Genomic DNA, 19,566 nt, shown 5'->3' with positions numbered 1-19,566 from the left:
TCCCTTCCGTGACCTTGCTCGTTCCCCCAGGTCAACGGGCCGGCAGCGAGGATATTTCCAGTCCCGGAATGTGGGCTATGCCCGGTAGTCCTCGGTGGTGCCCTCCTCGGCGGAAACCAACTCGGTGATGGGCGCGAAGAACGCCTTGATCCCCGGCAGGTTCGCCCCCTTCTCCCGCGACGCGGCGAAGTCCTCCGAGGAACGCCACCACACGACGTCGAGCCAAGTCTCGTCGTCGACCCGGATCAGCTGGGCGTCGAGGAACCCTTCCCGGTCGGCGCGGAAGTCGGCGAGCATCGCGGGCCGGGCCTGGAGCAGTTCGTCCGCGCGGCCGGCCGGGACCTTGAAGCGGGTCAGTTCCACTGTCGTCATGGTGCCGATGCTAAACGATCACCTTTCGCGAGGGCTCGACTACTCGCCTTGTGGCGGGCCGCATTTAGTCGACTAATTGCAACCCCTTTCTTTACGTGGTCACAGCATGAGGCGAAGTCACCCTTCAGTGTTGTTTGTGCGGTTCGTTTGTTGCTTAAAATTACGAACACGAGTTCGGGTATTTGCGGTATTCTTGAGGGGTGTCCGAGACTTTCCTTCCTGAGTTGCCGCAGGAGTTGTGGTGCGCTGGCAAGCTGGAGCTTGCGCATGGCGTGCAGCAGTCCTTGCAGGTGATTCGGATGGCGACTGCCGGTTTGGGGCGGTTTTTGGCGGAGATCGAGTCTCGGGGTGTCAAGGACTTGTACGGGTATGGCCGTACGGATAAGTGGTTCGCCGATATCGCGGGGTTGTCGGTCGGTGAGGCGCGTGCGGTGGTGAACCGGGCGATCGCGTTGAACCCGACGCGTGCTTTGGACGGCACCGAAGTTCCTGCTGTCGCACCGGCTACTGCCGCGGTCGCCGCCGAAGGCTTGGTCGGGGACGAGCGGATCGACCAGATCCTGGAGATCTTGAAGAAGCTCCCCGCCGAAGACCGCGTCAACGCCGAGAAGATCCTCGCCGATCTCGCCCCGAGTGCCGGTCCCCGGCAACTCGCGGACGCTGAAGCGAACCTTCTCGCCTTGCTCGACCCGGATGGGAACGAACCGAAAGACCCGGAACCCAAGGAGCCGCGCCGGGAAATCACCCTGGAGCGCCGCAAAGACGGCTTCTGGAAACTCACCGGGCTCCTCGATGACGAGACCGGTGCCCGCACCGCCGCCGCCCTGGAGGCCTACGCCCAGCCGCGACCGGTCGATGAATTCGGCCAAGCCGATCTGCGGATGAAATGCGAACGCCTGGGGGATGCCTGGGTCGACATCCTCGATCTGGCGATCGCCTGCCCGGACCAGCCCGGCACCAGCGGCTACCGGACCTTGGTGAACGTCACCATCGGCCTAGACGAACTCAAGTCCGGTCTCGGCACCGCGTGCCTGGACTTCGTCGGCACGATGACCGCCCGCGAAGCACGCCTCGCCGCCTGCGACTGCCTCATGCTGCCCGTCGTGATGAGCGCCGCGGGTGAACCCTTGGACGTGGGGCGACTGCGGCGGTTCGTCACCCCCGGCCAACGACGCGCGTTGAACATCCGCGACGGGGGCTGCGCCTTCCCCGGCTGCCACCGCAAACCCAAGAACTGCCACGCCCACCACATTCATCACTGGGCAGACGGCGGACCCACCGACCTCTGGAATCTCGTGCTGCTGTGCGGTTTTCACCACCGCCTGATCCACCACGGCGACTGGGAAGTACGCATGGCCGCCGATGGGTTACCGGAGTTCATCCCACCCCAATACCGAGATCCGCTCCGAAAACCTCGCCGTAACACCCTCCACCACGTCTGAACCCCGAGGAGCCCGCCAGCCCCACCGGCGACGGGCCCCTCGCCATGGGATCTGAAGTACGTGAAGGCCCCCTTCCTTGCGCCTAGGTACATGAAGGGGGCCTTCACGTACCTGGTCGCGACGAACCCTTTATCGCCCCTGAAACTGTTCGGTACCGGCGGAAACCCGAAGACCGATTGCGCCGTTCGGGCGTATTAGCGCAAGAGTTCTCGATTCCCCCGCAAAACCCGGAGCAAGATCGCCGTTCCGGACTTGGGAGGGGACGGAATCGCATGAGTGATTTGCCACCGCGCGACTCGAGGGGACGCTTTACGAGTCGTGGCGGTCTCGCAGCAGCCGCCACCGCGAGCGTCGTCGCGGTCGGCGGCGTAAGCGTCAGTGCTGGCGGAGGCAGTGCCGTCTCGCTGGATTCCGCCGCGAGCCAAGCCCTCAAAGGCAAAAGCTCCAGCAAGAAATCCGCGCAGAAGGGCCGCCATTCCGAAACCTGGCAACGCCTGGGCTGGCGGCAGCTGAAGAAGACCGCCAAGCGGGAACTCAACTGCGGACCGCATTCCTTCGGCGAAGTCCAGCGCTTCTTCCTGCGGCATCCTTGCGTGGATCTCGACCGCATGCTGGTCACCGTCGACGACGGCGCCGGGAACACCATCGCCGTGTCCGTCGCGTGGGTGAAGATGCCGAGAGCGGGCGAAGCTAGTGACCTGAAACGGCTTGTCGACAAGGACGGCACCGGCAACGTCGTGCTCTTCGGCGAGGCACCGCCGGGAAGCCGCTTCACCGGCAAGAACTACGACTCCCGGCTGGCCAAGAAGCTGGTCGTGATCGCCGAATCCGCCCCGGCCTCAGGACGACCGAGCGACGCGACGCTGGAGACCGCCGTCGACGTCGCCGCCGAGTTCCCCGCACCTTGACCCCGCGCCAGCGGTCCACAATGGAGGCGACCAAGCCGGACACGACCGAAGAGGACCCATGAACGATCAGACCGACCTGCCGCCCGGCATCGGCAACCCGGCGACGCGGGCCTTCACCGCTGCCGGTTACACCCGGCTGGAGCACTTCACCCACGCCACCGAAGCCGAACTAGCGAGCCTGCACGGCGTCGGCCCCAAAGCGCTCCGCATCATCCGCGAAGCGCTGGAAACACGAGGTCAGACATTCAAACGCACCGACTAATTTTTTTGTCTTGACAATTTCACCCTTCGGACGGTTGGCTGTACACCACACCGACCGAAGGAGTACGAGTCATGGCCAAGTTCGCGAACGTCGACGACTACATCGCCGCCCTGCCCGAGAACCTGCGCGAAGTCGCCACCGCGTTGCGCCCGATCGTCAACGCCGCCCTGCCTGGCTCCATCGAGGCGATGTACCACGCCTCCCCGACCTGGAGCGCCGGCGAAGCCGTCGGGAAGAACCTCGTCTGCCTGATGAAGGCCTACTCGTCGTACGTCACCTTCGCCCTGTGGAAGGGACAGCTCGTCGACGACGAGTCCGGCAGGCTGGAGGCGAGCGCGCGGGAGATGGCGCATGTCAAGCTGCGCTCGGTCGAGGACATCGACGCCGCCCTGTTCACCGGCTGGCTCAAGCAGGCACGAGACCTCGAAATCACCGCGGCGGCGCGATGACACAATCGGCGGCGTGATCACCGACGAGTCCCGTTGCCCCTGCGGCCTTGGCGAGCCCTACGGCGCGTGCTGCGGCCGCTTCCACCGGGGAGCCGCGGCCGCGCCGACCGCGGAACTCCTGATGCGGTCGCGATTCAGCGCGTTCGCCGCCGGCGACACCGAGTACCTCACGAAGACCTGGCATCCGAAGACCAGGCCCGCCGATCTCGAGCTCGATCCCGGGCAACGCTGGACGTTCCTGGAGATCCTCGGCAAGATCGGCGGCGGACTGCTGGAGAACGAGGGCACCGTGGAGTTCCGGGCCCACTACCGGCAGGATCGCCGGCCCGGCAGCATGCACGAGCACAGCCGTTTCGTCCGCGTCGACGGGCAGTGGAGCTACGTGGCGCCCGTCAGCTGACGAACCCGGTGCAAGGGTCTGTTCTCCGCGGGTAGTGGCGGCTACTATCTCCCCCAATATTGTTAGGGAACTTTCTTAACGATTTCGCCAAGGTCCGCCGCCGTGTGCCCAAGGAGGCGCGCTCGTGAGTTTTCGGCAGAAGAGAACCCGGATCCCGTTACTGGCCATGACCGTCACCGCGCTGGCCGCCGCAGTCTGCGGGGTGACCACCGCTCCCGCCGCCACCGGCGCGGAAGTGGCCGCGCCGCTGTCCGTCGGCGCCGCCGCGGGCAACGCCACCCCGATCCCCGGCTACGTGATCCAGTCCTCGGCACAGGTCAGCGACGATTCGGCGGTGTCGAAGCCGGGCTTCCCCACCACCGGCTGGTACCCGGTGTCGTCGCGTTCGACGGTCTACGCCGGATTGCTGCAGAACGGCAAGTACGCCGACCCGTTCTACTCGACGAACATGAAGAACGTCCCGGCCGCGCAGTTCTCGGTGCCGTGGTGGTACCGCACGGATCTGAACGTCGACGACACCTCGAAGCGCACGTACCTCGACTTCAGCGGCGTGCTCTCCAAGGCCGACGTCTGGGTCAACGGCACCAGGATCGCGACGAAGGACCAGGTCAACGGCGCCTACACCCGCCACGATCTGGACATCACCGCGCATGTGCGCCAGGGCGTCAACAGCGTCGCGTTCAAGGTCTACCCCAACGACCCCGACAACGACCTCTCGATGGGCTGGATCGACTGGGCGCAGACCCCGCCGGACCAGAACATGGGCATCGTGCGGGACGTCCTCGTCCGCCGCGGCGGCCCGGTCGCGCTGCGCAGCGCCCACGTGGTCCAGAAGCTGAACTCCTCGCTGGACCACGCCGACCTGACGGTGAAGGCCGACGTCCGCAACGACTCGGCGAACGCGGTGCAGGCCACCGTCGCCGGCACGGTCGCGGGCAAGCCGATCACCCAGACGGTCTCCCTGGCCGCCAAGGAACGCAAGACGGTCACCTTCGGCGTGGTCGGCCTCGACAAGCCGAACCTCTGGTGGCCCGCCGGAATGGGCGGCCAGCACCGATACGAACTCGACCTGACCGCGAGCGTCGGCGGCACGCCGTCGGACGCCTCGAAGTCGAAGTTCGGTGTCCGCGACGTCAAGGCGCCGCTGAACTCCAGCGGCGGGCGGCAGTACAGCGTCAACGGCAAACCGCTGCTGATCAGGGGTGGCGGCTACACGCCGGACCTGTTCCTGCGCTGGAACGAGACCGCGGCGGCCGACAAGCTCAAGTACGTGCTGAACCTCGGGCTCAACACGGTCCGGCTGGAAGGCCACATCGAGCCGGACGAGTTCTTCGACATCGCCGACGACCTCGGCGTGCTCACCATGCCCGGCTGGGAATGCTGCGACAAATGGGAAGGACACGTCAACGGCGAGGAGAAGGGCGAGCCGTGGGTCGAGTCGGACTACCCGATCGCCAAGGCTTCGATGTTCTCCGAGGCCGAGCGCCTGCGTGACCACCCGAGCGTCATCTCCTTCCACATCGGCAGCGACTTCGCGCCGGACCGGCGGATCGAGCAGGGCTACCTCGACGCGATGAAGGCCGCCGACTTCACCCTCCCGGTGATCCCTTCGGCGTCGAAGAGGCCGTCCCCGATCACGGGCGCTTCCGGCATGAAGATGAACGGCCCGTACGACTACGTCCCGCCCGTCTACTGGTACGACAAGTCGCAGAAGGACCGTGGCGGCGCGTGGAGCTTCAACTCCGAGACCAGCGCGGGCGTCGACATCCCGACGATGGACACGTTGAAGCGGATGATGTCGGACGGTGAACTGGAAACGATGTGGAAGGACCCGTCGGCGCCCCAGTACCACCGTTCTTCGTCGACGACGTTCGCGAACCTGAAGCTGTTCGCCAACGCGCTCACCAAGCGCTACGGTGCGCCCGCCGACCTGACCGACTTCGTCCGGAAGGCGCAGCTCGCGCAGTACGAGAACGTCCGCGCGGAGTTCGAGTCGCACTCGCGCAACTACACCGATTCGACCAATCCGTCGACCGGGTTGATCTACTGGATGCTCAACAGCCCGTGGACTTCGCTGCATTGGCAGCTGTTCGACGCCTACATGGACCAGAACGGCGCCTACTACGGGGCGAAGAAGGCCAACGAGCCGCTGCACATCCAGTACTCGCACGACAATCGGTCGGTCGTGGTGATCAACCAGACGCCGAACGCGGCGAGCGGGCTGACGGCGACCACGAAGCTGTACAACCTCGACGGCACCGAGAAGTACAGCAACACCAAGACCGGGCTGTCCGTCGGCGCGCTGGGCGCCAAGGCCACCGCGGTCACCGTCCCGGCGGTGAGCGGGCTGTCGACGACCTACCTGGCGAAGCTGGTGCTCACCGACTCGTCCGGCAAGGAGGTCAGCCGGAACGTGTACTGGCTCTCCACCAAGGCCGACACGCTGAACTGGGCCGGCAGCGACTGGTACTACACGCCCCAGTCGGGTTACGCCGATCTGTCCGGGCTCAAGAACCTCGGGCAGTCCGCGGTCAGCGCGACGGCGAAGTCGGTCGCCGGTGGCGACGGCACCACCACGACCACCGTGACGCTGAAGAACACCTCGAGCGGCAAGCTCCCGGCGTTCTACGTCGACTCGAAGGTCGTGGACGCCGCGGGCAAGCCGGTGCTCCCGGTGGAGTGGAACGACAACGCGGTGAGCCTGTGGCCGGGTGAAACGACCACGCTGACCGCGAAGTACCGCACCGTCGATCTCAAGGGCTCCAAGCCTTCGGTGCGAGTCTCGGGCTGGAACACCGGCACGCAGACCGTTCCGGCCGACGGATCCGGACCGACCAACCCGGTCGACTACCAGGCGGAGGACGCCACGATCGTCCAGGGCGCGGTGGAGTCGAACCACGCCGGGTTCACCGGCACCGGGTTCGTCAACTACGACAACGTCGCGGGCAGCTCGGTCGAATGGACGGTCAACGTGCCGGCCGCGGGCACCTACGACGTCGTCGTCCGGTACGCCAACGGCACGACGGCGAGCAGGCCGCTCGACTTCTCGGTCAACGGCTCGATCAGCGCTTCCGGTGTCGGCTTCGGCGGCACCGGGGCCTGGCCGAACTGGACGACCAGAACCGTCAAGGTGACACTGGCGGCGGGAGTGAACAAGATCAAGGCGGTCGCCACCACGGCGAACGGCGGCCCCAACATCGACAAGATCACCCTGTAGACCGGGAGTCGCCCGAGGCCCCCTTCGCCACCCGGCGAAGGGGGCCTCTCTCGTCCGGGCGTGGGTTACGCTTTCCGGGTGACCGGCAAACCCGACCCGCGCCTGCGGGACCTCGCGATGCTGCGCCGTGTCCGCGACCGGATCGATCGCGACTACGCGCAGCCCTTGGACGTCGAGGCGCTGGCGCGTGGCGTGCACGTCTCCGCCGGGCACCTCAGCCGCGAGTTCCGCGCCGCGTACGGCGAATCGCCGTACAGCTACCTCATGACCCGCCGGATCGAGCGGGCCATGATGCTGCTGCGGCGCGGGGACATGTCGGTCACCGAAGTGTGCTTCGACGTCGGTTTCTCGTCGCTGGGCACGTTCAGCACGCGCTTCTCCGAACTGGTCGGCATCTCGCCGAGCGCGTACCGCAAACAGGCGGCGGAAGACGGCCGGGGCATGCCCGGCTGCGTCGTCAAACAGGTCATGCGACCGATCAGGAATCGAGAAGCGACACCGCCACGCGCCGACCTAGCTTGAGTCGTATGACCCTCTCGATTCACGCGTCGTACCTCCCTGCCGACAATCTCGAGGCCTCGCTTTCCTTCTATCGCGACATCCTGGGCTTCGAGGTGCGAGACCAAGGCCCGCTTCAGGCCACGGTCGGCCCGCCGGGGCAGCCGGGGACGTCGCTCGTGCTCCATCCCCCGGCCGACGGCCCGGAGATCACCGACGAGGAACGCGCCACGATCGCCGAACTGATGGCCAAGGGCGTCCACGGGATCATCGTGCTCTCCACCCCGGACCTGATCGGCACCTTCGACCGGATCCAGGCGGCGGGCGCGGACGTCGTCCAGGAACCGATGAAGCAGTCCTACGGCGCCTTCGACTGCTCTTTCCGCGATCCGGCGGGCAACCTGGTGCGGTTCGAGGAGCGCTAGCCCGGCCTCGGTGCGCGCGCACCGAGGCTCCCGGGTGATGATGAGCGGCGTGGAGATCGCGGTAGAACTGGTGGCACTGGTGGTGGCCGTCCTCCTGGTCACCGCCGCGGCGCGGAAACTCGACTGGTCGGCGCCCCTGTGCCTGATCGCGGTCGGGGTCGTCGCCTCGTACGTGCCGGGCGTCCCGGAATACGAACTGGATCCGGAGGTCGTGCTGCTGGGGCTGCTGCCCCCGCTGTTGTACGCCACCGCGATCCGCACGTCGCTCATCGACTTCCGCCGCAACCGCGGGCCGATCCTCCTGCTGTCGGTGGGGCTCGTCATCTTCACCACGGCCGTGGTCGGGGTCGTGGCGTGGCTGGTGATCCCCGGTCTGCCGCTGGCCGCCGGGCTCGCGATCGGCGCGGTGGTCGCGCCGCCGGACGCGGTCGCGGCCACCGCCGTCGCCCGCAAGGTCGGGATGCCGCGCAAGCTGACCCGGCTCCTGGAGGGCGAGAGCCTGTTCAACGACGCGGCCGCGCTGGTCGCGCTGCGGACCGCCATCGCGGCCATCGCCGGTTCGGTGAGCCTGCTGCAGGTCGGCGGGGATTTCCTGCTGGCCGCGGGCGGCGGACTGGTGATCGGGTTCGCCGTCGGCGCGCTCGCCGCGCTGATCCGGACCCGGCTCGAGGATCCGGTCACCGACACCGCGCTTTCACTGGTGGTCCCGTTCGTCGCCTACCTCGCCGCCGAGGCGATCCACGGTTCCGGCGTGATCTCCGTGGTCGTCGCGGGGCTGATCCTCGGGCACAAGGCGCCGAGCATGCTTTCGGGCCGATCCCGGCTGGCCAGCAGGCTGAACTGGCAGACCATCCAGTTCCTGCTGGAGAACATCGTCTTCCTGCTGATCGGGCTGCAGGTCCGCCGGATCATGACCGAGGTCGGCGACAGCGGGCTGACCGCGCTGGAACTGGTCCTGATCTGCGCCGCCACGCTGGCCGCGACCATCGTCACCCGGATCGTCTGGATGGCGGGCATCGGGCTGGCGCGCCGGGTGTTCCGCCGTCACGCGTGGCCGTGGCGGTACTCGGCCGTGATCGCGTGGGCGGGGATGCGCGGCGTCGTCACGCTCGCGGCGGCGTTCGTGCTGCCCGCGGACACCCCGCAGCGGGCCGTGCTGGTGCTGGTCGCGTTCGTCGTGGTGGCGGGGACGCTGCTGCTGCACGGGACCACGTTGCCGGTGCTGGTGCGCCGCCTGAAACTGCCGCCACCCGACCCGGCCGAGGACGCGCTGCAGGAAGCCGCCGTGCTCCACGACATGACCAGGGCCGCCCTCGAAGAGCTGGAGAAGATCCGGACGCCCGACGACCCCGACGACATCGTCGAACGCCTGCGCAGCCGGCTCCAGCATCGCTCGGACTCGGCTTGGGAGGAACTCGGCAGGCAGAGCGCGCTGAGCGAAACCCCGAGTGACGCGTATCGGCGGCTGCGACTGCGACTGCTCGAAGTCGAACGGGAGAAGTTCCTGGAGGCGCGTGACTCCGGGATGGCCGATGATGATGTCCTGCGCCGGATCCTCGAACGCCTCGACATCGAGGAATCCATGCTGGACAGGGAGGAGGAGACCGTGCCGGACTCCGATCGGGAACTGCGCACCCCCGCCGCGACGGCGGGATCCTGCAAACACCTGACCAAGGAATGGCCCGCGGTCGAACCCAGTTCCCCGGACGAGTGCGCAGTCTGCGTCGAGAACGGGATGACCTGGGTACACCTGCGCGAATGCGTCAAATGCGGGAACGTCGCCTGCTGCGACTCCTCACCGGGCAAGCACGCGACGGAGCACTTCCACGACACCCTGCACCCGGTGATGCGCAGCCACGAACCCGGCGAGACCTGGCGCTGGTGCTTCGTGGACAAACAGCTGGGCTAGCTCGGTAGGGTCCGAAGCATGAGTACCCCTGAGCAGGAAGTCGAATACCGCCAGCACCGGTTCTCTCCCCCACCCGGCGCGACCGAGATCTTCCTTGTCCGCCATGGTGAATCAGCCCCGGCGAAGGGCAGCGCGCCGTTCGACCTCGTCGACGGGCAGGCCGATCCGGATCTCGCGCCGGAGGGCAGGGACCACGCCGAGCGGGTGGGGCGCCGCCTCGCGGACGAGCGGATCTCCGCGCTGTACGTGACGACACTGCGCCGTACGCCGCAGACCGCGGCACCGTTGGCGGCGAAGCTCGGGCTCACGCCGGAGGTCGAGCCGGACCTGAGGGAGATCCACCTCGGCGACTGGGAGAACGGGCTTTTCCGGCGCTACACCCACGAAGGCCACCCGATCGTCGAACAGCTGTGGCGCGAGCAGCGCTGGGACGTCATCCCCGGCGCGGAGACGATGGAGTCGTTCGGCGGCCGGATCAGGGCGGCCATCGGCAGGCTCGCGGCGGCCAACCCGGACCGGAGGATCGCCGTGTTCACCCACGGTGGTGTCATCGGCGAGGTCTTCGCGCAGGCCAGCGCCGCGAAGAACCGGTTCGCGTTCCTCGGCGCGGACAACGGGTCGATCTCGCATCTGGTGGTGTCGGGCGAAGACTGGATGGTGCGGCGGTTCAACGACACGGCGCATCTTCAGTCGCCGCTCGGCTGATCCGGCCCGCCGCGACCAGGTGCACGACGACCAGGACCGCGACCGCCTCGGCGGCCAGCAACCCGATGAGCACGAGCACCTGGGTCACCCCGGCCTGCACCGGCCCGGCGCCACCGAGGAGGACACCGACGTAGGCGCCGGGCAAGGTCACCAGGCCGACCGTCCGGGTCTGGTCGAGGGCGGGGATCAGCGCGTGCCCCGCCGAGGGACGGCAGATCTCCAGCGCGGCCGGGCGACGCAGGAAACCCAGTGCCAGCGCGGCTTCGTATTCGCCGTGCCGGGACACGAGTTCGTCCAGCGCCCGCCTCGCCGCCTGCGAGGTCGCGGACATCGCGCCGCCGATGACGATCCCGGCGATCGGCACGATCGCGATCGGCCGCCACGGGACCACCCCGGTCGCGAGCACGAGCGTCAGCACCGGGACCACACCGGACGCGATGGCGAGCGCGACCCACGCCAGATCCTTCGTCACCCCGATCCGGCGCGCGGAGGTGACCGCCGCGATCGTGAACATCAGCAGCACGAAACCGCCGGTCAGCCAGCCGGATTTCAGGATCCCGACGATCACCAGCGACACGGCGGCGAGTTGCCCGACGGCGCGCCCGGCCGCGAACAGCACCGCCTTGCCCTGCCCCAGCCGCCCGAACTGCACCACCGCCGCGCCGAAGATCGCCAGCACGGCCAAGACCACGGCGAGCACCGGGCCGAACGCGATCGCACCATCCGTCACCCGGATGATCCTGCCGTAGCGCCTACGCCGTGCAGGTCACCGGCGCGCCCGCGGCGGGGGCGGTGCGGTCGCTGACGACCTCACCGTCGACGAGGATCCGGCACCGCAGCGCGCCGCTGCCCGACCCCTGCGCGGAAAGGCTGTAGAACTCGTCGCGGCCTTCCTGGCTCTCGCGTTCGAAGGTGGTGCTCCACGGCGCCGTCACCTCGGTCTTCTGCATGAGTTCGGAACCCTGCGCGACGTAGGTGACGTTCTGGGCGCCCTTCGCGCCGGACAGTTCGTAGACGACGGAGTGGATCACGGTGCGCACGGCGGCCACGGCCTGTTCGACCTGCGGCACGGGCGGGCTCTGCACCGGCGGCGACGAGGCCTTCGGCAGCACGTAACTGGTCAGGGTGACGGCGACGGCCATCACCCCCAGCACGACCACGACGGTCCCCAGCGGCTTCAGCCTGCCGGGGGCACCCTGCCCCGGCGCCGATGCCGGAGGGGTCGCGGTCGGAACACCCATGGAGAGGTCTTCTCTCGTCCGAGCGCGCTTCCGTCGAGCGCGTCGTCTACTTCTCGCACGAAGGTGACTCCGCGTTAGCCGTTATCGGGAAGAAACCCGATATTCACCCTTTTGGGTGTCCCAGTGAGCGGGGAGTGCCTAGTCATAGGGCGATCGGCGTAAGCACAGTGAGCCGAACAGCTCACTTTGAGTGGCCCGCCTAGTCGACGAGCCCCGCGTCGGCGAGCAGCCCGAGCACCCGCCGTCCCGCCGGCGGGCAGAGGTGCGCGTCGGCCGACGACAGCCAGGCGGACTCCGCGATCTCGCGGCCGGGCGCGGGCTCCCCGCGATGGTCGGCGGTGTAGCAGGTCATGCGGACGCGGCGGCCGTCCGCGTAACCGTCGGCCTGCTCGTTCAGCACCGCGAAGAACCGGAAGCTCCGCGGGTCGAGCTCGACGCCGAGCTCCTCTTCGATCTCCCGGCACAGCCCGCCGACGTCGCCCTCTCCCGGCTCACGTTTGCCCCCGGGAAGGTAGAACTTGGCCTTTCCCTCGGTCCGCACCGACAGCAGGCGGCGGTCGCGGACGTGGATCCAGGCCAGTGAATCGATCTCTGCTTCGGACACGGCCCGATTCTGTCGTAGGCCGGGGGCATCATGGCAAGCGTGTATCGGGAGACGAAGGCGCCCGGCGGCCTGGCCGGCGTGGTGCGCTGCCTGTGGGAGGACACGGGCACGGCGCCGAAGCGGATCGTGCCCGACGGCTGCGTGGACCTGGTGCAGAGCGGCGGCGAGGTCTTCGTCGCCGGGCCGGACACCGCGCCCTGGACCTGGGAGACCGGCGAACGGGCACAAGGCGTGCGGTTCGCCCCTGGTAGAGCGGGTGACGTCCTGGGCCTGGGCGCCGACGAGTTGCGCGATCAGCGTGTCCCGCTCGGCGACCTGTGGGGCCGGGAGGGCGAACTGCTGGCCGAACGCGTGCTCTCAGGTGCCGCTTCGCTGGCCGACGTCGTCGAGCGGCGCGGAGCCGGACGGGCCGACCGGGAGGTTTCGGAGCTCATCGCCAGGCTGGACGGCGGGGCGCCCCGGGTTTCCGCCGCGCTGAAGCGGTTCACCACCGGCGAGCGGCAGTTGCGGAGGCGGTTCACCCTCGCGGTCGGCTACGGCCCGGCGACGTACCTTCGGATCACCCGGTTCCAGCGCGCCGTCGGCCTCGCGGGAACGGCGCCGGATCTCGCCTCGCTGGCGATATCGGCGGGTTACGCCGATCAGGCTCACCTGAGCCGGGATTGCCGGGAGCTCTCCGGCCTGAAAGCGAGCGAGTTCTTCCGCGCCAGGAAGTGAGCGATGTCCACAGTGGACCGGTAAAGCTCACGGTAATGCGGGTAGAACTCGTCGTAGACATCGGCGTCCGCGCCGGGGCGGACGATCTCGGCGACGGGGTTCCAGGCTTCGATATCCGGTTCGCTCCCCAGGGCGACCGAGGCGAGAACCGCGTCTCCGAACGCGGCACCGATGGTTTCCGCGGGGATCTCCTGGTCGATCCGCGCGACGTCGCTGACGATCCGCGTCCACACCCCGCCCTGTGTCCCGCCTCCGACGGCGACGATCCGGCCGGTGCCGCCACCGGCCTCCCGCATGGCTTCGAGGTTGTGCCGCACGCCGTACGCCGTGCCTTCCAGCGCCGCGCGGTACAGATCGACACGATCATGGGAAGTGGTGAGCCCGGCGACGATCCCCCTCGCGTCCGGGTCCGGCACCGGTGTCCGTTCTCCCGCGAAGTACGGCAGCATCAGCAGACCGCGGCTGCCCGCCGGGACCTCGGCCGCCGCCGCGGCCAGTTCCCCGAACTCGCCGCCGACGAGATCCCTCAGCCACTCGGTGATCGCGCCGGAGGTGGCCATCCCCGCGGCCAGCGAATAGCTGTCGGGGAAGGCACCGCGGGTCGTCCACAGCCCCTGCCCGGGGCGGGGATCGGCGAGCATCTGGATCAGGAACATCGTGGTGCCGTACATGAGCATGGTGTCGCCGGGCGCGACGACCCCGACGCTGGTCGCCTCGGCCCAGGCGTCCACCGTCCCCGCCGTGACCGGAATCCCTTGCGGCAGGCCGGTTTCCGCGGCCGCTTCGGCGGTGACGGAGCCGACCACCTCGGTCGGCCACGCGAGCCTCGGCAGTTCGACGCCGGGGGCGATCGCGGCGACGCGGTCCGGCGCCCAGCGGGCCTCGCGCAGGTCGTACATCGGATCGCATTGGCTCGCCGAATGATGGTCGAGGACGTATTCACCGGTCAGTCGCAGCACGAGGAACGAACTCGCCATCAGGAAGAGCTTCGCCCGCTCGAATACGTCCGGCTCGTTCTTGGCCAGCCAGCGCCATTTCGGCCCGACGGCCTGTGAGCCGAGCGCGCTCCCGCCGCGTTCCACAATGGATTCTTCGCCGAATTCCCGATTCAATTCCCGGATTTCGTCATAAGCACGGGTGTCGACGCCGTAAAGGATCGCCGGGCGCAAGGGTCTCCCGGAAGCGTCGGCGGGCAACAGCACCGGCCCGATCCCGCTGACCGACACTCCGATGATGGGATGATCCCCGGCACCCGCCGAAAGTTCCCTTGCCAGTGCCACGAAGTCCTGCCACCACACGGTTTCCGCGTCGTGTTCGAACCAGCCGGGACGCGGGCGGGAAGTGTCGTGCGGCCGGGATTCCCGTGCCACCACGGTGCCCCGGGAATCGACGAGGACACCTTTGGAACTCGAGGTGCCGATGTCGATGCCGAGCACCAGGCCCGGTCCGCCCACGACACCTCCGAACTCTTGCGCGCGGGTAGCGCGATCAGCGGATGGTAACGATTGTCGGTCAAGCTATTCTTCCCGTGCGAGGGTGTCAACACACCTGCGGAAGGGGAGGTCACGGTGGCCACCATCAACGACGTGGCGGCGAAGGCCGGGGTTTCGACGGCGACCGTGTCGAGAACGCTCAACGGGAAGTCCACTGTGGACCCGGTGCTCGCGGCGCGGGTGCAGGCCGCCGCGGCCGAATTGGGATATCACCCGAACGGGCTGGCGAGAAATCTGCGCCGTCAGGAGACCGCGGTACTCGCGCTCATCATCTCCGACGTCGAGAACCCGTTCTTCACCGCGATCGCCCGCGGTGTGGAGGACATCGCGCAGACCGCCGGCTATTCGGTGGTGCTGTGCAACGCCGACGACAACGAGGAGAAGGAACGGCGCTACATAGACGTCGCGCTCCAGGAACGGGTCGCCGGCGTGGTGCTCTCCCCCACCGGCCGGGCCACCAACGTCGACCGGCTGACCGAACGCGGCACCCCCGTGGTCGCCGTCGACCGGCCGCTGCTGAAGAACACCGGCGACCAGGTGCTGGTCGACACCCGGCTCGCCGCCCGCGATGCCACCCGGCATCTTCTCGACGGCGGATACCGGCGGGTCGCCTGCGTCAGCGGACCGCCCGGGGTGCGCACGGCCGAAGACCGGCTGGCCGGCTACACGGACGCTGTCGGGGAGGAGAACGCGCTCACCCGGCGGGCCGAATTCCGCGCCGAGGGCGGCAGGCTCGCCGCGCTCAGCCTGCTCGACGAGCCCGAGCCGCCGGACGCGCTGCTGGTCGGCAACAGCACGATGACGATCGGCGTCCTGGAGGCACTGGCCGCACGCGGTCTGCGATCGGGACAGGACGTGGGGATCGTGTCGTTCGACGACGCGCCGTGGACGACGCTGATCGACCCGCCGCTGACGGTGGTCGCCCAGCCCGCGAACGAGGTGGGCAGGGTCGCCGCGGAGCTGCTGCTCGCCCGGATCGGCGACAGCACGCGCAAGGCCACGACGACCACGCTTCAGGCGAAGCTGATCGTCCGCCGGAGTTCACGGCGCGACTGACACCCGGAGATCCCGCTGAACGACGTGCCTGGGCGACCGGTTCGCACCGGCCGCCCAGGAACGCCCCACCCCCTTGTTCCCCCAAGCCGGCCCCACACCAGCCGGGTTCTCCGAAGCGGTGGGAAGAAATCGTTTACCTTTCGGAAGGTAAGTTCCTGTTTACCACGTGTCAAGCCGAACTCCTGGACAAGCTCGCCCGATCCGGGCAGACTGTGGCGACATTGCCTACTGCGCGTGTTTGATTCCGTGCACTCTGTGTTCATCTCTGGTGAATTCCCCCACGAAACCGAGATGAGACCGCACGAACCCGCACAGACGCGTTACCCTAGGCGCTATGTCGATAGCGCTCGAGAACGTTCTCGCCAAGGCGGGCCTGAAGGTCGACGCCAACGAGTTCCTGAACCTCGTCGAGGACGCGGCGCGGAGGCTGACCCCACCGAACCCCGATCCGTCGCATTATTTCTCGGCGGACCAGCGTGCCGCGCTCACCGACGTCGGCCTGGACCTCTCCCCCCGGGGCGAGGACGAGCCGGACTTCCGCGCCCGCACGGTCGCGGCGCACGCCGTCCTCGCCGATTCCGCGCTGAGCGTGCTGGAAGCGGCGAAGGCGCTGGGCGTGGACGACAGCCGGATCCGGCACCGCCTCAAGGAGGGCAGGCTCACCGGCTGGAAGGACCAGGGCTGGCGGCTGCCCGCCTGGCAGTTCGCCGGTTCCGGGGTGCTGCCCGGCCTGGAGGTCGTGCTGCGCGCCGTCCCCGAGGACCAGCCCGCGCTCGTCGTCGCCGCGTTCATGAGCACCCCGCAGACCGATCTGGTGATCAACGACCACCCCGCCACCCCGCGCCAATGGCTCCTCTCCGGCGGCGATCCCGAGCACGTCGCGAGACTGGTGGCCACCCTGGGCTCGCCGTTCTGAGATCCTTGCCCGACGACGGAAAATTCCAGTCGGGGGTAGGCCGTAGGCTGACCCCACCGAGCAAGATCACCCGACAAGGACGGACGACTCCCGAGGTATGGCCCGGCTCCCCCTGCCGCCCGCACGCTCTGTCCTGGTCAAGGAGCTGCACCGCACCAACGACGTGGTGACGGTGCACCCCGGCACCAGGCTGGTCAGGATCTTCACCGCGCACGGCAACCACCCCCAGCAGTGGAACTCGTTCCGCTACAGCGGCCCGCTCCCGCACGGCCGGTTCGACCCGCAGACCCCCGGTCGCGGCGGCCGCCCGGTCACCGACCCCGGGAACGGCGTCCTGTACTTCGGTCTCACCGTGCGCACCAGCATCGCGGAGGTCTTCCAGACCACGTCGACGGTCGACCGCAAGTCCCGCGGCCCGCGCCTGGTCGTCGTCCGGCCGACCCGCACGCTGCGGCTGCTCGACCTCGCCGGCCTGTGGCCGACCAGGGTCGGCGCCTCGCAGGAGATCTCCAGCGGCCCGAAGAAGATCACCCAGGCCTGGGCGCGCGCCATCCGCGCCGCCTTCGGCGACCTCGACGGCGTCTGGTACCGGTCGTCCATGGACTCCGGCGGCCCCGCGCTCGCGCTGTGGGACCCGCCCGCCGGGAATTCGCTGCCGGTCGCGCCGGACGTGCTGCTCCCGCTGGACCATCCGGGGCTCGATGTCCCGCTGGGCCGGGTGTGCGAAGAGCTGAACTACACGCTTCTCAGCTGACCCGAATGTCATGTAAGGACGGTTCTAGCCGAGGGTGACGCTTCCGGCCGTTGGTGATGCCGGGCCCGGCCACGGCCGACGTTGCGAAAGCCACTTTCGCAACGTTGAAGGTTGCGAAAGTGGCTTTCGCAACCCCCGGCCAAGCCCAGCACCCAGCACAACTCCGGTACCGAGTGTGTCTGGTCTCGTGAGTGGTGAGGACGGTTCTAACCGTCCTCACCACTCACGAGGCTCAGAGGTGGCGGCCCCACCACTCCAGCACGGCGTCGAACCGCTGCACCCGATGCCGCGGCAGCCCCGAACGCGTGAGTTCGTGCCCCTCCCCGGGGAACAGCAGGAATTCGGCCGCGACGCCGTTCTGCCGCAGTGCCACGTACATCCGCTGCGCCTGCTCCAGCGGGCAACGCCAGTCCTGCTCGGAGTGCGCGACCATGAACGGGATGTCGATCTTCCCCGCGTATGTCAGCGGGCTGCGCTTGCGCTGCTCTTCGACGTCGTCGCCGGCGTAACCCCCGGCGAAGAACCAGCCGATGTCGGAACTGCCGACGAACGAGTCCCAGGCGTTGACCGCGCGCTCGCTCCACGCGGCGCGGAACCGGCCGCCGTGGTGCGCGGCGAGCCAGCTGGTCATGAAGCCGCCGTACGAGCCGCCCATCACGCCGACCCGGTCACCGTCCAGATTGGGCAGCTTGACCGCTTCGTCCAGCAGTGCCAGCAGATCGTCCGCGTCGACGGTGCCGAGGCCGTGGACGATGCTCCGGCCGTGGCTTTCGCCGTAGCCGGCGGAACCGCGCGGATTGCCGAGGACGACGGCGTAACCCGCGGCGGCGAGCACCTGCGCCTCGTCGAAGACCTTCCATTCGTACGCCGCGAACGGTCCACCGTGGACCATCAGGACCACGGGATGCGGCCCGTCCCCTTCGGGCCGAACGACCCAGCCGTGGACCGGGTAGCCGTCCGGAGCGGTCGCGTTCAGTTCCTCCAGCGGCAGGATCCCGGTGTCGCGCAACGCCTTCGAGTAGTCGGTGAGCACACGCGACTCCCCGTCCGCGAGCAGCACGACGTCACCGGAACTCTCGGGCGTCCCGACCACCGCGACGATCCGTTCGCCGTCCGCGGCGAACGACTTCACGGCGGTGCGTTCACCCACCAGGTGGCGCAGCGACTTCAGCTCGGCCAGCTCGGCGTCGAGGGGAACGGCACGCAGCTCGGCGGAACCGCGGGTGCTGACCACGACGAGGACCTCGTCGCCGACGACGACCGGAGCGCCCGCGGCGTTGTCGCAGTCCACCGTTTCGACGTCGGTCAGCCGGCGCGGGGACGAAGGCTCGTCACCGGAAGGCCACGGCGCCCGCCAGAGGCCGGTGTTGCGGGCGACGTCCTCCAGACCGGGGAATTCGTTGCCGTAGAACAGGATCGAACCGTCCGGGGCGACGACCGGCCGGTACGCGGTGCCCAGGGTCCGGACCAGGAGCCGGGGTTCGCCCCCGCCCGCGGGCACGGCGTAGACATCCGTACGGACGGTGTCCTCGGCGGCCCATTCACGCGGGCCGGTGAACAGGACCTGCTCGCCGTCGGCGGTCCACGAGGGATGGTCGACGTCGGCCTGGTCGTCCGTCAGCGGCGCGAGCTCGGCAGGCGACTCCTCGTCCAGCGCGGCGACGGCGTCCACGACGAACAGACGCTGTGGACGGTCGTCGAGGAAGCCCACGTCGTCGACGCGGTAGAAGAGGTTCGTGATGTGCCGCGGCGCTTCTTCACCCGGCTCCGGCGTTTCGCCGTCCGCGTTCTCGGTGCCGTAGCGGCCCGGCTCGGGCACGCGCGCGACGAACGCGATCCTCCGGGAATCGGGTGCCCAGACCGGGGCGCCCGCGCCGAGGGGCAGATCGGTGATCCGCTTCGCGTCACCGCCGGCCGCGGGCATCACGTGCACCTGCGGTTTGGCCGCGCGCCCGGAGCCCTCACCCGCCCGGAGGAACGCGACCCACCGGCCGTCCGGCGAGATGGCGGGGGCGGAGTCCTTGGTCCCGTGGGTCCAGGCGCCTTCGCCACCGCCACCCGGATCGACCCTGCGCAGGGCTCCGCGGTAGCTGTTCGTCTTCAGATCAGGCCTGCTCACCGCGGTGAGCAGCAGGTCGCCGTGCAGCGCGAGGATGCCGGGGACCGTCAGGGCTTCGATGTCAACGGGACGCACGGCC

Annotated in this window: 20 protein-coding genes; 14 read left to right on the top strand and 6 right to left on the bottom strand. The window is 68.7% G+C overall.

Going from position 1 to position 19,566, the window contains the following annotated elements; genetic code table 11:
* Window positions 1-75: 75 nt before the first annotated feature.
* Window positions 76-372, bottom strand: coding sequence for an antibiotic biosynthesis monooxygenase (locus DMH01_RS34620; protein ID WP_125682317.1), 297 nt, complete (start codon window positions 370-372; stop codon window positions 76-78).
* 200 nt (window positions 373-572) lie between these two features.
* Here DMH01_RS34620 and DMH01_RS34615 point away from each other — a divergent pair, with 200 nt between their 5' ends.
* The 10 genes from DMH01_RS34615 to DMH01_RS34570 all read left to right on the top strand — a co-directional run bounded on the left by DMH01_RS34615 (window position 573) and on the right by DMH01_RS34570 (window position 10,587).
* A complete protein-coding gene (locus DMH01_RS34615) occupies window positions 573-1,814 on the top strand; it encodes an HNH endonuclease signature motif containing protein (RefSeq protein ID WP_125682315.1) in 1,242 nt (413 codons plus the stop codon).
* A 272-nt stretch (window positions 1,815-2,086) separates the two neighbouring features.
* Window positions 2,087-2,722 carry a hypothetical protein gene (locus tag DMH01_RS34610; RefSeq protein WP_233621771.1) on the top strand — a complete coding sequence of 212 codons (636 nt, stop codon included), beginning with the start codon at window positions 2,087-2,089 and terminating at the stop codon, window positions 2,720-2,722.
* Between the two features lie 58 nt (window positions 2,723-2,780).
* Complete coding sequence (locus DMH01_RS34605) at window positions 2,781-2,984, top strand: DNA-binding protein (RefSeq protein ID WP_125682313.1); 204 nt, start codon at window positions 2,781-2,783, stop codon at window positions 2,982-2,984.
* Window positions 2,985-3,055: 71 nt separating this feature from the next.
* On the top strand, window positions 3,056-3,433 hold the full coding sequence (locus DMH01_RS34600; RefSeq protein ID WP_034324829.1) for a DUF1801 domain-containing protein: 378 nt from the start codon (window positions 3,056-3,058) through the stop codon (window positions 3,431-3,433).
* A gap of 13 nt (window positions 3,434-3,446) precedes the next feature.
* Window positions 3,447-3,833, top strand: a complete 387-nt coding sequence (locus tag DMH01_RS34595) for a YchJ family protein (RefSeq protein ID WP_125682311.1) — start codon at window positions 3,447-3,449, stop codon at window positions 3,831-3,833.
* Window positions 3,834-3,957: 124 nt separating this feature from the next.
* Window positions 3,958-7,050: a CBM35 domain-containing protein gene (locus DMH01_RS34590; RefSeq protein WP_125682310.1), complete on the top strand. Its 3,093-nt coding sequence runs from the start codon at window positions 3,958-3,960 to the stop codon at window positions 7,048-7,050.
* 117 nt (window positions 7,051-7,167) lie between these two features.
* Entirely contained in the window at window positions 7,168-7,572 is a 405-nt protein-coding gene (locus tag DMH01_RS34585) for a helix-turn-helix transcriptional regulator (RefSeq protein ID WP_199745744.1), read from the top strand.
* Between the two features lie 5 nt (window positions 7,573-7,577).
* Window positions 7,578-7,973 (top strand): VOC family protein, encoded by a 396-nt coding sequence (locus DMH01_RS34580; protein WP_125682306.1) that lies wholly within the window; start codon window positions 7,578-7,580, stop codon window positions 7,971-7,973.
* A 40-nt stretch (window positions 7,974-8,013) separates the two neighbouring features.
* The gene (locus DMH01_RS34575; protein WP_199745743.1) at window positions 8,014-9,882 is read left to right on the top strand and encodes a Na+/H+ antiporter; all 1,869 of its coding nucleotides are present in this window, start codon (window positions 8,014-8,016) and stop codon (window positions 9,880-9,882) included.
* Between the two features lie 18 nt (window positions 9,883-9,900).
* Window positions 9,901-10,587: a histidine phosphatase family protein gene (locus DMH01_RS34570; protein WP_125682304.1), complete on the top strand. Its 687-nt coding sequence runs from the start codon at window positions 9,901-9,903 to the stop codon at window positions 10,585-10,587.
* Here DMH01_RS34570 and DMH01_RS34565 read toward each other — a convergent pair.
* From DMH01_RS34565 to DMH01_RS34555, 3 genes are all read right to left on the bottom strand, one after another.
* Window positions 10,550-11,317: an ABC transporter permease gene (locus DMH01_RS34565; RefSeq protein WP_125682302.1), complete on the bottom strand. Its 768-nt coding sequence runs from the start codon at window positions 11,315-11,317 to the stop codon at window positions 10,550-10,552. The two genes, DMH01_RS34570 and DMH01_RS34565, sit on opposite strands and share 38 nt — an antisense overlap.
* A gap of 22 nt (window positions 11,318-11,339) precedes the next feature.
* Window positions 11,340-11,828, bottom strand: a complete 489-nt coding sequence (locus DMH01_RS34560) for an MmpS family transport accessory protein (protein ID WP_125682300.1) — start codon at window positions 11,826-11,828, stop codon at window positions 11,340-11,342.
* A 199-nt stretch (window positions 11,829-12,027) separates the two neighbouring features.
* Window positions 12,028-12,432 carry an NUDIX domain-containing protein gene (locus DMH01_RS34555; RefSeq protein ID WP_125682298.1) on the bottom strand — a complete coding sequence of 135 codons (405 nt, stop codon included), beginning with the start codon at window positions 12,430-12,432 and terminating at the stop codon, window positions 12,028-12,030.
* A gap of 39 nt (window positions 12,433-12,471) precedes the next feature.
* Here DMH01_RS34555 and DMH01_RS34550 point away from each other — a divergent pair, with 39 nt between their 5' ends.
* Window positions 12,472-13,149, top strand: a complete 678-nt coding sequence (locus DMH01_RS34550) for a helix-turn-helix domain-containing protein (RefSeq protein WP_125682296.1) — start codon at window positions 12,472-12,474, stop codon at window positions 13,147-13,149.
* On the opposite strand, the gene DMH01_RS34545 is transcribed toward DMH01_RS34550, so the two are convergent.
* Window positions 13,080-14,603: an FGGY-family carbohydrate kinase gene (locus DMH01_RS34545; RefSeq protein WP_125682293.1), complete on the bottom strand. Its 1,524-nt coding sequence runs from the start codon at window positions 14,601-14,603 to the stop codon at window positions 13,080-13,082. The two genes, DMH01_RS34550 and DMH01_RS34545, sit on opposite strands and share 70 nt — an antisense overlap.
* Window positions 14,604-14,717: 114 nt before the next feature.
* Here DMH01_RS34545 and DMH01_RS34540 point away from each other — a divergent pair, with 114 nt between their 5' ends.
* The 3 genes from DMH01_RS34540 (at window position 14,718) to DMH01_RS34530 (ending at window position 17,368) form a co-directional block, all read left to right on the top strand.
* On the top strand, window positions 14,718-15,698 hold the full coding sequence (locus DMH01_RS34540; RefSeq protein ID WP_125682291.1) for a LacI family DNA-binding transcriptional regulator: 981 nt from the start codon (window positions 14,718-14,720) through the stop codon (window positions 15,696-15,698).
* A 334-nt stretch (window positions 15,699-16,032) separates the two neighbouring features.
* Complete coding sequence (locus tag DMH01_RS34535) at window positions 16,033-16,614, top strand: DNA-binding protein (protein ID WP_125682289.1); 582 nt, start codon at window positions 16,033-16,035, stop codon at window positions 16,612-16,614.
* Window positions 16,615-16,711: 97 nt separating this feature from the next.
* Window positions 16,712-17,368, top strand: a complete 657-nt coding sequence (locus DMH01_RS34530; protein WP_007028108.1) for an RES family NAD+ phosphorylase — start codon at window positions 16,712-16,714, stop codon at window positions 17,366-17,368.
* 232 nt (window positions 17,369-17,600) lie between these two features.
* Here the strand turns inward: DMH01_RS34530 and DMH01_RS34525 are convergent, their stop codons facing one another.
* Complete coding sequence (locus tag DMH01_RS34525; RefSeq protein ID WP_125682287.1) at window positions 17,601-19,562, bottom strand: S9 family peptidase; 1,962 nt, start codon at window positions 19,560-19,562, stop codon at window positions 17,601-17,603.
* Window positions 19,563-19,566: the final 4 nt, after the last annotated feature.

This window comes from Amycolatopsis sp. WAC 04182, from assembly GCF_003947465.1.
Taxonomy (GTDB): domain Bacteria; phylum Actinomycetota; class Actinomycetes; order Mycobacteriales; family Pseudonocardiaceae; genus Amycolatopsis.
This window is presented reverse-complemented; position numbering and strand designations above follow the sequence as displayed.